This is a genomic window from Adhaeribacter pallidiroseus, from assembly GCF_003340495.1.
Classification (GTDB): domain Bacteria; phylum Bacteroidota; class Bacteroidia; order Cytophagales; family Hymenobacteraceae; genus Adhaeribacter; species Adhaeribacter pallidiroseus.
On sequence record NZ_QASA01000001.1, the window covers coordinates 2,450,821 to 2,463,558 of the forward strand.

A 12,738-nucleotide genomic window follows, 5' to 3' on the forward strand; every position below is an offset into this window, starting at 1 on the left:
AATGAAATTTAAAGTACATAGCACCTTAGAATACCAGGTGCTGCAACCCAGCACTTTTATTTTAAATATCCATGCTTTGCGCACGCCCACGCAAACCGTATTGGAAGAATCTTTGGTAGTAGATCCGGAGATTCGGGTGGAAGAATTTAGTTCCGGGCCAGGCGCTAACCGGTTTGTGCGTTTAGAAATAACGGAGCCGGTAACTTTTAAGATAGCCTACCAAGCTACGGTAGAACCTGTAACCCAAGTTATTGATTTAACGCCGGGAATGGAACCTACCCCTATTATGCAGCTGGATGCCAGCGTTCTTTCGTATTTAAACCCTAGCCGGTATGCCCAATCCGATAAATTGCAGCGTTTAGCTTCTAGTAAATTTGATAAATACCCCGGTGCTTTTGAAAAAGTGCTAGCCATCACCGACTGGATTTACGAAAATGTAGAATATCTGAGTGGCAGCACCAATTCACAAACTTCGGCGTACGATACCGTGAGCGAACGGGCCGGCGTTTGCCGCGATTTTGCGCATTTGGGTATTGCATTATGCCGGGCGCTCTCTATACCGACCCGGTACTTTACCGCTTACGCGTTTAAGTTAAATCCACCCGATTTTCACGCGTGCTTTGAGGCTTACATTGGCGGTAACTGGCTTATTTTTGATGCTACTAAATTGGCCCCGCTCAACGGTTTGGTAAAAATTGCCAACGGTCGCGATGCCGCGGATGTAGCCGTAGCCAGTATTTTCGGCAATGTGAACTGCCAGAACATGCGAGTAGGATGCGAAACCCTGGAAGAAAATTTTGAGCCATTTTACTACAATCCAAACACCTTAAAAGCTCTAGCATACTAATACTTAGTTCTTTAAATAAATTTAAAGCAAACGAAAGAACCTGCTTCCCTTAAACACTAAAGCAAGCAGGTTCTTTTTTTAATTTTTAGTGTGGCTATGCGTTGCCCAGAAAAGTATTAATAAAGCTTTAGAAGAAAAATTTAAATTTTTTCAAAAACCAGGCGGGCGTGGCCCATGATTTCCCGTTCAAAACACACCCGGTTGGGTCTTACCCGCAGTACCGCTAATTGGTGCCGGAATTCTTTATCAGTAAACAGTTTGGGTACTAAAGAGGCAAACCACAGGTATTTTTTTAAGCTAAATTTATAAAAACGCTTCGTCCACTCGCGGTTAGTTTTAACGTAATCCAAGCGGCCGTCGCTGTAAAAAACATTTTTAAAATAAGGAGCTGCCACCCGGATTACATGTTCGTGCCCATACGGTATCCAGGAGTCCGGATTATGTTTTAGCAACAAGGCAAATACATAAGCATCTGATCCCTTGGGGCATTGATATCAATCTGGTCAAAGGGAATCATGTTTTTACCAAAAACCATGGTTTGCATGTAAAACCGGCCGCCAGGAGGTAGCAAATCGTACACATGTTTAAAATAATCGGCGTACACCTCGTCTTGTTTACCCGCCAAATAATCGTTTACGGAGGCTACGTGCTCAAAACTGCCGAAGGCAGTAACCCCATCAAAAGTGCCAAAATCTTCTGGTTTAATGTAACGAGCATCTTTCAAATAAACCTCTAAGCCATTTTTTTTGCAGGCAGCCACCTGGCCTTCTGACAAGTTTACCCCAATGCCGTGAGCTTTAACGGTATCTTTTAAATATTTCAGCCAACCGCCCCAGCCGCAGCCTAAATCCAAAATTTTAGAGCCTTGTTTAATGCCTAGTTGCTCCACTACAAATTCGTGCTTCCGGATTTGCGCCTGGTCTAAGGTAAGGGAATAATCGCCGTCGTACTTGGCATTACTAAAAATCGGGTTTTCGCCTAAACTCCACCGAATGAATTTATCGATGTTGGTATAGGTAAAGTCCATTTCTTTTTTCTTATCCCAGCCTTGTCCTTCGCGGGCGCTCACGCTGCTTCCCTGCCATTTGGTGGTTTTGTTTTTAATTTCTGATTCTGTTTCTGGTTGCAAAGCTTCTTTCATAATAAAAGGTTTTAGAGAGTGGGAAATGGCAACCAACGATTGTAACGCCGCTGGATTATTTATTTTTTCAAGGTAGTATTTATCTACTAACTTTTACAAAATCAGGCTTTTTTTAATTTCCGATATAGAAGCACGTACCTACTCTAAAAAATTTAGCAAGTGTTTAATCCGTTATGGGTAACCATGCCAAGAGCTTTCTACTACCGGCACGTGCTGTCCTTTATACTTGTGCGTATTTTGTACAACCTTAAAAAAACCAACCCGCTGCTGGGTTGGCCCAGCAGTTACTGTAAAGTACCGGAGAGATACTTTTTTAAAATACACGAGAAATACGGCTGATAAATTTTAAAAATCAGGCAGTTACAAGAAAACCAGGCAGTGTATGGTAATCCATACTTCCTTTTCCGGTATTCTATTTATTAGTCTTTTTTACCAACTATTTACAAGCATCCAGTCCTGTGTCTGGTGTTGGTTTACTTATTTTGTTCCCGGAAATCGGAAGGTTTTTCCAGCGAGAATTCTTTCTTTTTATTTACCTGCGCGTATCCCCAGTCAAAATTTATTTTATCTAGCAAGGCCATTCGTTCGGGGGCTAGTTTATGCTTTTCGTGGCGCATGCGGCTCACCCATTTACCTAACTTAGGATCTGAAGCCCATTTTACCGGCACCCGGGTGTGGCCAAATTCGTGCTTAAACCATTGTAAACGATCAAACATATTTGCCCAAGAAACAACTGTTTTCCTGCTCAAAGTCCAGTCGAAACCCAGAATATTTAGTAACTCTACTTTTTGAGCGGATAATTCGGCTTTCACTAGCTTTTGCCGGTATACCCATGCCGCTAACTGCCGGTTGGGCTCCCATTGATAAGGCACCCGGGTATGGCCAAAACGTTCTTTAAATTGAGTAAGGGCTTCGTACATTTTCATCCAGTAACCTTCCTGCACGTTCCACGGAAACCGGATTTCGTTTAGTTTTGCCATTCGCTCTTCGGATAGTTTACCCTGGCAAAAAAGAATGCGCTGCCACCGGGTCCAGCGTTGCAGAACCGGGTTAATTTTTAAAGAAACCTGGCAGGTACCGTAAACTTGCTGGTAAATCTTTAATCTTTCCAGATTTAAATTCCATTTAGAATCGTAATTAGATTTTAATCGCCGTTGCGTATCCGAACTCCAAACAAAACCAATTTGGCTTAATTTCTTTTTCTTTGCCTTATCTAGTTTTCCTTTGACTTCCAGGGTGCGCTGAGTGGCTACCCAGGTGCCGAGCGCTTTATTTTCTTTATAATTTACGGGTACAAAACTGTGGCCGTGTTGCTTTTTAAAAGCTACTAATTGCTGGTATTTCTCGAGCCAGTAATTTTTTTTAACTTCTTTAAAGCTCCAGATAAATTGCAGTTCGTTTAATTTTTGTTCCCGCTCGGCGGATAACAAATGGTTCTTCTTGGCGGTTCTTTGGTTTTCGATCCAGCTGGTGAGCTGTTTGTATTTGCCCGGCACCTGGCAATGGCCGTGGGTTTGGTAAAAGTTATTTAGCTCCTGGTAATACTGCTCCCACTGCGAATCGTACAGCGTTTGAATATGCCAAATAAAACCTACTTCATTCAGTTGATTTTCCCGTTCGGCACGTAATTTTTTCTTAGCTTTCATGCGGCGCTGCACGCGCACCCAATTTGCTAATATTAAATCTTTCTCCCAATGTTGCGGTACCTGGCAATGGCCATAAGTAGCCTTAAATTCTTGGAGTTTTTGGTACATCTGCTCCCATCTTTGGTCGCGGGTAGTAGCCATTTCCCAATCAACGCCCACTTGGTCTAGCTTATTTAACCGGTTAGGCGACAAGTATTTTTTATCCTGAACTTGCCGCAATAGCCAATCTTTCACGGCTTCGTACTCGGGCGTGTCGGGTAAGTTTACGTGGCCGTATTTTTGAAAAAAGAAAACCAGGTGCTCGTACATGAGTTCCCATAGAGCTCCTTTTTTGCTAAAATCAAAATTAAGATTCGTGAGTTTACTTTTTAACTCAACCGGCAATTTGTTTTTTAACCGGGCCTGAATACCAATCCAATTAATTAATTCTTCGTCCAGAGTAACCCGATCCTGCTCAAGCGTAGATTTATCTTGATGTAAGTAAGCTCTAAATTTATGATAAAGGCGATACCAGCTATCGTAAAACGTAGTATCAAAAAGTTCTCTCGCTAAACTTTCCATAGTTCTAAGAATATCTAAATTATTCCTGGTAACGCTTAGTGCCTCTTAAATATATAAGAATTATATTATGTTATCATTAAATATTAAAATTTATTTTTACAGACTTATACTAACCGCCTTTTTTTGAAATTTTTGCAAATAAACTTGGTTTAAAGATAACTTGTTTGCCATTTTTACAGCCCACATCACCAGTATTACTGACCTAAACTTTAAGGGTAAAAGGTCTATTCACACCAGATATTATCCCCAAGCCACCTGGCAACAGTGTATTTCATGCATATTTATTGCGCTTCGTTACAAATTTGATTAAACTCTTTCGAAAAGCTTACATTCTAAGGATTTATCTGATTGTAAGTCAGCGGTGATGCCGCAGCGTACGGGCTGATCCTTAAATTGACCTGAATATTATTATGGGTTAGTTTTTTTAAAAATTGCTCGGGCTGCGGATAATAGTTTTTATCCCACACCCAAGAGGTAGGATAAGCGGCGCTTTAACAGCCGGGTTCCCGGTTCACAAAACTCAAAGAATAGCTTTGTTCTCGAAAAGCAGCTACTTTGCCCAGCACTTGCTGGTCTGTGAATAAAGTAGGTGTGCGGTGCGTGACACCCAAGCCCCATTTAGGCGGCAAAGTGCCGGCACCGCAAAAAAAATTATACCAGTGCATGACCTTCAGCGAATTTTACCAACAAAAACATACCCTTTTTTCCCGGAGCAGGTACTAAAATTGCCACGGCATCGGCGTAAGGGCTGTGTTTTACGACTAAAAATCGCATTTTGCCAAATAATTTACATTTAAGTTGCAGATGCAAAACCTATTCTTTTTGTTACTTTAAGGAGCAAAAACGCCATTAATAAGCATTATGAAACAACAAAAAATAAATACGATCGGGACAGTTGAAATACCCTATACATCTTAAGCAAGAACTAGTTAGTTCCGGAATATTTTCCGATGTTCTCGGTTTAATGTAAATAAATTTTGATTAAAACAATTAATAAAACAAGAGATAGAAAGTTAGTCTTTACTGATATTTAAATTATTTTTCCCAGAAGCATCCTGGATTAATCAAATTTTATTACATTAATTTTCTTGAACACCCGTGTTATTAAAAGCTTTAAATTATATTTATTAAGTTACTTAAACACTAGGTCTTTATTAGACACTAGTAACCCTTGTAAAACACGAAATTAACCGGTTAAGATTTCTATGAAATAAACTAAAATAAAGTTAACGCCTGTTTCCGGCCGATGCTGATTTGCTGTTTGGTTGGCTCTGTCCCGATTTTTTAGGTTGTATTTATCTGCATCCGCTTATTGCTTTAAATGCCATACCAACAGCTGCCAATAGATTACATGTAGATTAGATCTGCTTATAAATTTATTTTAACGACCAAAATTTAAATAAATACTCAAAATAAGCTTATATAAAATTAAAATTATTATAATTAGTAGCTCATTGTACTGATTATTCATTACGTGAAGGATGCATATACTTTGTTATTTAATTCTGATTCAAGGGAGAAGCTGAAAACACAAAGCTATGACTTCAGCAACCTGAAACTTTTATAATCTGCCTTTACCTAAACTAAACGTTAATTTATCCGAATCCATGAAACAAATTTTACTTGCTTTACTTGCCAGTGCTTGTACTACTGGGTGTACTTTGCCTTTATCCACTACCGCTTACAACCAACACGAAGGCTACCACGCCATTAATGCTACGTATACCGCTGGCCGTACAGGAGCCGTATTGCGGAAATATCCTAAAGTTTTTACACCCATATTAAAAAATGTTCGCGTGGGCGATACGCTTTACGTACATGGCCGGATCAATCATGACTGGTACGTTGTAAGAAGAAGCGGGAAAAAGTATTTTGCTCCTTACCGCGATATTTACGCTTTTAGTATTGCCGATATTGTGGCGCGGCCACAGTTAGATTCCTTCGCCGTACAGCTCACCCCCATCCCGCTGTTGGCGGAGTAAAAATAATTATGTAGCCGGCATCTTGCTTTTTAAGGCCAGGAAAACTAAAATTTTAAAATTCACTAAATTTTGTTTTGCCCGATGGCAACTATTTACCCGGTTTCACTCGTCTTTTTAGTAGCAAAGAGCAGCGCCACTAAAAAGACGGAACAATGCTGAGTTTAAAAGATTTTAACCATTTAACTCATCTGGAAAAAATGGTTTACCTTAAAAAATGGGGTACGTATTTAGCAATTCGTCAAACTTCGGTTTTTGAAATAAAACTCTTTTATGTGAATAACTTTTATGTGGAGCTTTATTTCCGATCCAGTCAGGATAAGTGCGAATACATCGGCAACTTTGATGACACCACCATGCTGGAACCTTATTTAAGAGGTATTCAATTAGATATCAGTTCTTAATTTCGGAACAACCTCGCCCATTTAGGCAGCAATATTTTTAAAAAATACTTTTAATAAATAACTTTTCCGGAAAACAACTACCCGAAAACAATTATCTATTTATAGCTGCATTTATTTACAAGCCACTCTTAGCCGGGTGGCTTTTTAGTTTTATTCCTTCGTGTCAGCAGCCATTAGTAAAATGTTGCGTTGTAGTTTAATCCACAAGTTTGGCCCCTGTGCAAGTAAACCCCCGCCGCCCCTAACCACAGATCAGGAGGCGCAGGATTTTCTTGGCTTAAGGTATTTACGTAACCCAAAATGGTTCTGTAAACGCCCAAAAATCCCCGAATTTGGTAATACTCGCTGAGGTGTATTTTACAGGCCGCGTTTTTTTAGTTCTATTTTCCCCGCTTTCGGGGATGGTGCTCCAGGCATTTACTTTCTTAATTTGTACTGTTCTAGAACTACATCCAATACGGCTACAGTAAACGCATGATGATTCCTTTACATAAAGCAACCGCCAGCCAGATTATTTTAAATACCCGAGCCGTCAAGCCGCTCCTTACCTCCTGGTGCGGGAGCATGGATTCTGTGCGCCATTCAGCAAATTCAATCTTTTTCCCATTTTTAAATTTTAACAATTATGAAAAAATTAATTCCTGATTTAAGTAAAACTACTTTTGCCAAAGTAGCGGCTCTTTCTATTTCCTTAACGGCCCTCAGTTCTGGTTGCGACAACAACCTAGACGAACTGGATAAGCAAGTTACCAAATCGGACGCAGCCGTGAGTATGGCTTCTTACCCCGATTACCTCCAGGACTTTAGCCAGGTAAACTTAGTTTCCAGTGTTGCCGGAAACTATAATGCCAAACGCGTAGAACCCACCATGCAAAATGCCTGGGGCTTAGCCTTTAATGCAACGGGCATTCCTTGGGTAAATGCTACCAACACCGGATTGAGTTTTATTTTAAATCCGGAAGGCGAGCAAGTAATTCCCCCGGTAACTGTTCCCTCTCCTACCGCTGCTACCGGCGGTTTACCTACCGGAATGGTTTTTAACGCCACCGACGATTTTAAATTACCCAACGGCAATCCAGCCCGTTTTTTATTCTGCGGCATTGATGGTTTAATTTCCGGATGGAATCCTGGCGGTTCTGTAAAGGTGGTTGATCGTTCGGCCGCCGCCGGTTATAAGGGTGCGGCGTATACGGGTCTGGCCAAAGCGGTAAATAACGGGGCTAATTACCTGTATGCTGCTAACTTTAGTATTGGTAAAATAGATGTGTTTGACGCAAACTTTAAACAAGTAAAAACCAAATACTATAAAGATGCTAACGTACCGGCCGGATACGCTCCTTTTAACATCCGTAACTTACGTAATAAATTATATGTACTCTACGCCAAAAAAGATGCGAATGGCCGGCCGGAAAAAGGCAAAGGCAAAGGTTACGTTACCATCTTTAATCCGGATGGCTCTCTTTTCCGTCGCTTTATCGTAAATGGGGCTTTAAATGCTCCCTGGGGAATTGCCCGCGCACCTAAAGGTTTTTTCAAAAATGATAGCCAATACAACAAATTGAAAGATGCGATACTGGTCGGTAATTTTGGCGATGGCTATATAAATGTATATACAGCTGAAGGCAAATACGTAGGCCCGCTTTTAGCTAAAGGCAAGCCGCTGGCCATTGATGGTCTTTGGGAAATTTCTTTCCCGCCGCGTACAGCTACCAACGTTGATTTAACCAGGCTTTATTTCGCCGCCGGCCCCAACAACGAAAAAGACGGTTTGTTTGGGTATATATCTCCTAAGTCCGGATCTTTAGTCGCCAGTACTGCTCCTTCCTCAGATTCGGAATAATATCTAAAAATCCACCATTATATTTAAAAATGCACCAGCCCTAGCTGGTGTTTTTTTATGGCCCTAACTTTCCAAGGAAACGCCATTGGTAGTTTATTGTTCCGGAAGAAAATTAAGTAAAGTAAAATTTTAAAAATATAAGCATCTAACGAGGCCTATCCGCCAGTAAACGGTAAATATGCCTCACACCTGCCATAGTACGCTTTGGTAAAGGCGGGGAGTGTTACCAGATTTTGACAATTTTTTAAAATTTTACTTCTAAAGGTGAGGCCAGACACCGGGCAAAAGTAGCCAGGTACTTATCCCAATCGGCCTGACTCTTAAATAGATTACTCTTGGACCAGCCAAAGCCTGCGTAGTACACCAGCTTTCCGTTAGTAGGATTTGTGATCACGTACAAATGACTTCGGTCTTTTAATTTTACCCGGTGATCTTTATAAGTTTGCATGAAAGCTGGGTTCAATACCAGACCCGTTCCCAGATAAGCATCATCCAGGGGTTCCCAATAGCGGAACCAACCGGCTTTTGGGTCAACTTGCACGTTGCCTTTTTGGTCGTGCAAGGTAATCCCGATGGTGGCATTTGGTAATGCTTTTTTAGTTGTTAATTCTTCCTCGAAACGGGTTAAGTTACTTCCTAAATCCAGGCTGATCGTCTTCTCTTCGGTGATCATGTTATTCTGGGCGGGCCATGGCGCGTAAGTAAGCTTAAAAATGGTGCGGATAGGGCCTTCGGCTATTTTTTTATAGGTTATAAAGTTTTTAGAAACATACAGGGAATCGTCCAGCAAAATACCTATCCCGCCTAAGCCCCGACTTGCTCCCACGTGGTACGGATCGTAGCCTTCGCCGTGGTCCGTATGGTAATATCCGGCTTCTTGCAAATTGTTTTTGTACCATTTATTAATAACCGGATAATTTACCCGCTTTAACCAGGCATCTATCCCGCTGGTTAAGGTTCCGCCGGGTTTGCCTTGCTCTACTAATTGCTGTGCCACCGGACCGTACGTGCGAAAGGCCACGCGGTCGTTTTCCCAAGCGTAATCATCGGTACGTTCGGGAACAAAGCGGGAGTAGGTAGTGAACTTGCTTTTAGGTTGCTGAGTGGCTCCGTTCTTGCTGCCAACAACTAAGAATTTCTTCTCGGCATTTGCCGGAATACTGGTCTGAAATAAAACTTCATCCACCACACCATCTGCATTATTATCCAATACTTGGCTTACTAATAAACGACCCGTAACGGCATCTTTAATCAGCAAATTAGTTGCTCCGAAGGCTTGCATCAGGGCTTCTACTTTAACTGCGGGCACGCTAATGGTTTCGGAAGTCCGGGCAATTTCTAAATTATTTTTTACGGTAAAAATAATTTGTTCATTTTTGGATTGGCAGGATGATAACTCCACCCAAAAAAGCAGAAAACCTAAAATTTTACCTCTTACACTTAAATTAGGTTTTTTCATGTTGATTGTAAATGAGGCTCCCGGTTTTTTATGCTTGCTAAGAACAATGCAGTAATTGGGTTAGGTCTAAAAAAGCTTTGAAGCCCGTTAAATTTTTAAAATTTTGCCTTTGTTTAACTCCGGATCAGTAAAATAACCCGTTTACTTTCGGGTAAATCTGTCATTCATCCAGCACGCATTTAGAAAATAACTATTCCGTTCGTAACTGAATTGAAACTTCTTGAATGATAGATGCTAATGTTTTGTCGAGATATTGATTTAAATAAGCAGCTTCTTAGCGAAACTACTCGCCCGATGGTTTGCCAATGGTAGCCAATAGGCCCCCATCTACGTACAAGATTTGACCGTTAACAAAATTACTGGCGGCAGAAGCCAGAAATACCACCGCTCCCCCTAATTCATCGGGCTCGCCCCATTTACCGGCCGGGGTACGGTTAACAATAAATTCGTGAAAAGCATTACCGGCTACCCGCAAGGGTGCCGTTTGGCTGGTAGCAAAGTAACCGGGACCAAGGCCGTTTACCTGAATATTATAACGGGCCCATTCGGTAGCCATGTTGCGGGTCAGCATTTTTAAACCACCTTTCGCAGCTGCGTAAGCCCCTACATTCTGGCGCCCCAATTCACTCATCATGGAGCAAATATTAATAATTTTACCTTGCTGCCGCTCGATCATGCTTTTTACCACCGTTTGCGAAACAATAAACGGCGCAGTAAGATCAACATCAATTACTTGCTGCCAATCAATCAAATCCATCTCTACTAAGGGAATGCGCTTTATAATGCCGGCATTATTCACCAAAATATCTATAAAGCCGATTTCTTTTTCGATATGGGCCACTAACTCCCGCACTTGCTGCTGGTTGGTAACGTCGCACATAAAACCGTGAACTGTTAGTCCTTCGGCCTGGTACTCCTGTATAGCCTGGTCTAATTTTTCCCGGGACGAATTGCCGTTAACGATAATAGTAGCCCCGGCTTGTGCTAATGCTTTGGCCATGGCCATGCCTAAACCATGCGTACCGCCCGTGATCCAGGCCAATTTGCCGGTAAGACTAAATTGTTGTAAAATCATGATTATTTCTTAAAAATCAGCGCAAATCCGGAATGGGGCAAACATCCATATCGCCATAATCCAAGTTTTCGCCGGCCATTCCCCAGATAAAAGTATAGTTTGACGTGCCGGAACCCGCGTGAATGGACCAGGGTGGCGAAATAACCGCTTGTTCGTTCTGCATCCAAATATGGCGGGTTTCCTGGGGCTCGCCCATAAAATGGCACACTGCCTGATTCGCGGGAACTTCAAAGTACAAATACACTTCCATGCGCCGGTCGTGGGTGTGGGCCGGCATCGTATTCCAGACGCTACCGGTTTGCAGTTCGGTCATGCCCATTTGCAACTGGCACGTTTGAATAACTCCCGCTACCAATAATTTATTAATTGTTCTTTTGTTCGCCGTTTCTAAACTACCCAGTTCTACTATCTCTGCCTGGGCGCGGGTTACTTTTTTACTAGGATATAGCTGGTGGGCCGGGGCTGAATTAAGGTAGAATTTAGCCGGAGTTTCGGCCTGGTTGCTGGCAAAAGTTACTTCTTGGGTGCCTTTGCCTAAGTACAAGGCTTCTTTGTATTGCAGCTCATACGCTACTCCATCGGCGGTTACAGTACCGGTTCCGCCAATATTGATAATCCCCAGTTCCCGCCTTTTTAAAAAATATTCAACTTTTAGCGGCGGGATGGTTACTAAATTTAAAATTTCATGCACTGGCATGGCCCCACCGGCAATGTAGCGGTCGAACTGCGTGTAACAGAGTTGAATCTCGTCGGGTTGAAATACTGTTTGGATTAAAAAATTCTCCCGCAGGGCAGCCGTGTCCATACCTTTGGTTTCCCGGGGACTTACCGCCTGCCGTAAAGTATAATACGTTTTCATTCTTCTGTGTTTTACCGGGCTTGACTTGCATAAGCTTATACATCATCAGTCGTGTTGACAAATGTACATTTTCAGTGCTTTACAAAAATACAAGTCCAACATGCTATAGTATATATTTTATTAATAAAAGCCTTACAAGTTAAATAGGGTTAGATGCCTTGTTTCCGCTTAAATTCCTATAAAGCCACTTAATCAGCAGATAATCCAGGAAAACTAAGAAGGCTGCAAATAATCCGGATAAGAAGAAACCTTCTAAATTTAAATTTTTCATTTCGGGTTTATCAATTTTTAGGTAAAGCATTCCGATATACATAACTATCAGTACACCAGTATAAAGTAAAAAAATAATACTAAGTACATACTTTACTACTTTCATCGCTCCCTTTGATTTTTCCTATAGCTTGCCTAGAAACTTGTTTATACCAGCCCTTTCGTGCAGCCAGTCTTGCAGATATCCTGTTGGTCAGAGTTTTACTTGATGCATTATAGATTATGTATTGTTTTTACGTTTTTCGTAAAATCTTCTCCATTTTTTTGCCTTTAGCCAATTCGTCCACCAACTTATCTAAATACCTTACTTGTTGGGTTAAAGGAGTTTGAATTTCTTCTACCCGGTACCCGCAAATAACGCCGGTAATCAGGTGTGCATGGGGGTTCAAATTGGCTTGGGCAAAGAAAGTTTCAAAAGTTACCTTTTCGTCAATTAATGCTTGTAGTTTTTGATCGTTAAAGCCCGTCAGCCACGCTAGTACCTGGTGTAATTCTGCTTTGGTTCGGCCTTTACTCTCCACTTTAGTAATATAGTGGGGATATACCGAGGCAAATGTCATTTTTGCTATTCGGCTGTCGTGCTCCGGTGTTGTTTTCATACTATGGTAATCTTTCTGATGGATCTTTTTTGTAGTAAGACCCTAATAAGCTATTTTA

At 41.5% G+C, this 12,738-nt stretch carries 12 protein-coding genes; 4 read left to right on the forward strand and 8 right to left on the reverse strand.

All coding sequences use genetic code 11. The features are described from left to right. Position 1: 1 nt before the first annotated feature. Positions 2–847: a transglutaminase-like domain-containing protein gene (locus tag AHMF7616_RS09730; RefSeq protein WP_115372718.1), complete on the forward strand. Its 846-nt coding sequence runs from the start codon at positions 2–4 to the stop codon at positions 845–847. 140 nt (positions 848–987) lie between these two features. Here the strand turns inward: AHMF7616_RS09730 and AHMF7616_RS27075 are convergent, their stop codons facing one another. The 4 genes from AHMF7616_RS27075 to AHMF7616_RS26360 all read right to left on the reverse strand — a co-directional run bounded on the left by AHMF7616_RS27075 (position 988) and on the right by AHMF7616_RS26360 (position 4,860). Continuing rightward, positions 988–1,302 (reverse strand): hypothetical protein, encoded by a 315-nt coding sequence (locus AHMF7616_RS27075; protein ID WP_233507434.1) that lies wholly within the window; start codon positions 1,300–1,302, stop codon positions 988–990. Beyond that, complete coding sequence (locus tag AHMF7616_RS09735; RefSeq protein ID WP_233507435.1) at positions 1,293–1,988, reverse strand: SAM-dependent methyltransferase; 696 nt, start codon at positions 1,986–1,988, stop codon at positions 1,293–1,295. The genes AHMF7616_RS27075 and AHMF7616_RS09735 overlap by 10 nt, the downstream gene beginning before the upstream one ends. Positions 1,989–2,461: 473 nt before the next feature. Further along, positions 2,462–4,195 carry a helicase associated domain-containing protein gene (locus tag AHMF7616_RS09740; RefSeq protein ID WP_115372719.1) on the reverse strand — a complete coding sequence of 578 codons (1,734 nt, stop codon included), beginning with the start codon at positions 4,193–4,195 and terminating at the stop codon, positions 2,462–2,464. Between the two features lie 491 nt (positions 4,196–4,686). Further along, a complete protein-coding gene (locus AHMF7616_RS26360; protein WP_158546131.1) occupies positions 4,687–4,860 on the reverse strand; it encodes a hypothetical protein in 174 nt (57 codons plus the stop codon). Between the two features lie 942 nt (positions 4,861–5,802). Here AHMF7616_RS26360 and AHMF7616_RS09745 point away from each other — a divergent pair. From AHMF7616_RS09745 to AHMF7616_RS09755, 3 genes are all read left to right on the forward strand, one after another. After that, positions 5,803–6,177, forward strand: a complete 375-nt coding sequence (locus AHMF7616_RS09745) for an SH3 domain-containing protein (RefSeq protein ID WP_115372720.1) — start codon at positions 5,803–5,805, stop codon at positions 6,175–6,177. A 152-nt stretch (positions 6,178–6,329) separates the two neighbouring features. Next, positions 6,330–6,578, forward strand: a complete 249-nt coding sequence (locus AHMF7616_RS09750) for a hypothetical protein (protein ID WP_115372721.1) — start codon at positions 6,330–6,332, stop codon at positions 6,576–6,578. 625 nt (positions 6,579–7,203) lie between these two features. Beyond that, positions 7,204–8,418, forward strand: a complete 1,215-nt coding sequence (locus AHMF7616_RS09755; protein ID WP_115372722.1) for a TIGR03118 family protein — start codon at positions 7,204–7,206, stop codon at positions 8,416–8,418. A 244-nt stretch (positions 8,419–8,662) separates the two neighbouring features. On the opposite strand, the gene AHMF7616_RS09760 is transcribed toward AHMF7616_RS09755, so the two are convergent. The 4 genes from AHMF7616_RS09760 to AHMF7616_RS09775 form a co-directional block, all read right to left on the reverse strand. After that, complete coding sequence (locus tag AHMF7616_RS09760) at positions 8,663–9,877, reverse strand: DUF4861 domain-containing protein (protein WP_115372723.1); 1,215 nt, start codon at positions 9,875–9,877, stop codon at positions 8,663–8,665. Between the two features lie 283 nt (positions 9,878–10,160). Then, positions 10,161–10,952, reverse strand: a complete 792-nt coding sequence (locus AHMF7616_RS09765) for a gluconate 5-dehydrogenase (protein WP_199474163.1) — start codon at positions 10,950–10,952, stop codon at positions 10,161–10,163. Between the two features lie 16 nt (positions 10,953–10,968). Further along, positions 10,969–11,811 (reverse strand): 5-dehydro-4-deoxy-D-glucuronate isomerase, encoded by an 843-nt coding sequence (gene kduI, locus AHMF7616_RS09770; protein WP_115372724.1) that lies wholly within the window; start codon positions 11,809–11,811, stop codon positions 10,969–10,971. Between the two features lie 503 nt (positions 11,812–12,314). After that, a complete protein-coding gene (locus tag AHMF7616_RS09775; protein WP_115372725.1) occupies positions 12,315–12,680 on the reverse strand; it encodes a DUF2200 domain-containing protein in 366 nt (121 codons plus the stop codon). Between the last annotated feature and the right edge of the window lie 58 nt (positions 12,681–12,738).

Excerpts from the sequence above, each read along its gene's own strand:
- AHMF7616_RS09755 (WP_115372722.1), top strand. The coding sequence starts at position 7,204 with ATGAAAAAATTAATTCCTGATTTAAGTAAAACTACTTTTGCCAAAGTA.
- AHMF7616_RS09750 (WP_115372721.1), top strand. The coding sequence starts at position 6,330 with ATGCTGAGTTTAAAAGATTTTAACCATTTAACTCATCTGGAAAAAATG.
- AHMF7616_RS09760 (WP_115372723.1), bottom strand. The coding sequence starts at position 9,877 with ATGAAAAAACCTAATTTAAGTGTAAGAGGTAAAATTTTAGGTTTTCTG.
- AHMF7616_RS26360 (WP_158546131.1), bottom strand. The coding sequence starts at position 4,860 with ATGCACTGGTATAATTTTTTTTGCGGTGCCGGCACTTTGCCGCCTAAA.
- AHMF7616_RS09775 (WP_115372725.1), bottom strand. The coding sequence starts at position 12,680 with ATGAAAACAACACCGGAGCACGACAGCCGAATAGCAAAAATGACATTT.
- AHMF7616_RS09730 (WP_115372718.1), top strand. The coding sequence starts at position 2 with ATGAAATTTAAAGTACATAGCACCTTAGAATACCAGGTGCTGCAACCC.
- AHMF7616_RS09740 (WP_115372719.1), bottom strand. The coding sequence starts at position 4,195 with ATGGAAAGTTTAGCGAGAGAACTTTTTGATACTACGTTTTACGATAGC.
- AHMF7616_RS09765 (WP_199474163.1), bottom strand. The coding sequence starts at position 10,952 with ATGATTTTACAACAATTTAGTCTTACCGGCAAATTGGCCTGGATCACG.
- AHMF7616_RS09735 (WP_233507435.1), bottom strand. The coding sequence starts at position 1,988 with ATGAAAGAAGCTTTGCAACCAGAAACAGAATCAGAAATTAAAAACAAA.
- AHMF7616_RS09745 (WP_115372720.1), top strand. The coding sequence starts at position 5,803 with ATGAAACAAATTTTACTTGCTTTACTTGCCAGTGCTTGTACTACTGGG.
- kduI (WP_115372724.1), bottom strand. The coding sequence starts at position 11,811 with ATGAAAACGTATTATACTTTACGGCAGGCGGTAAGTCCCCGGGAAACC.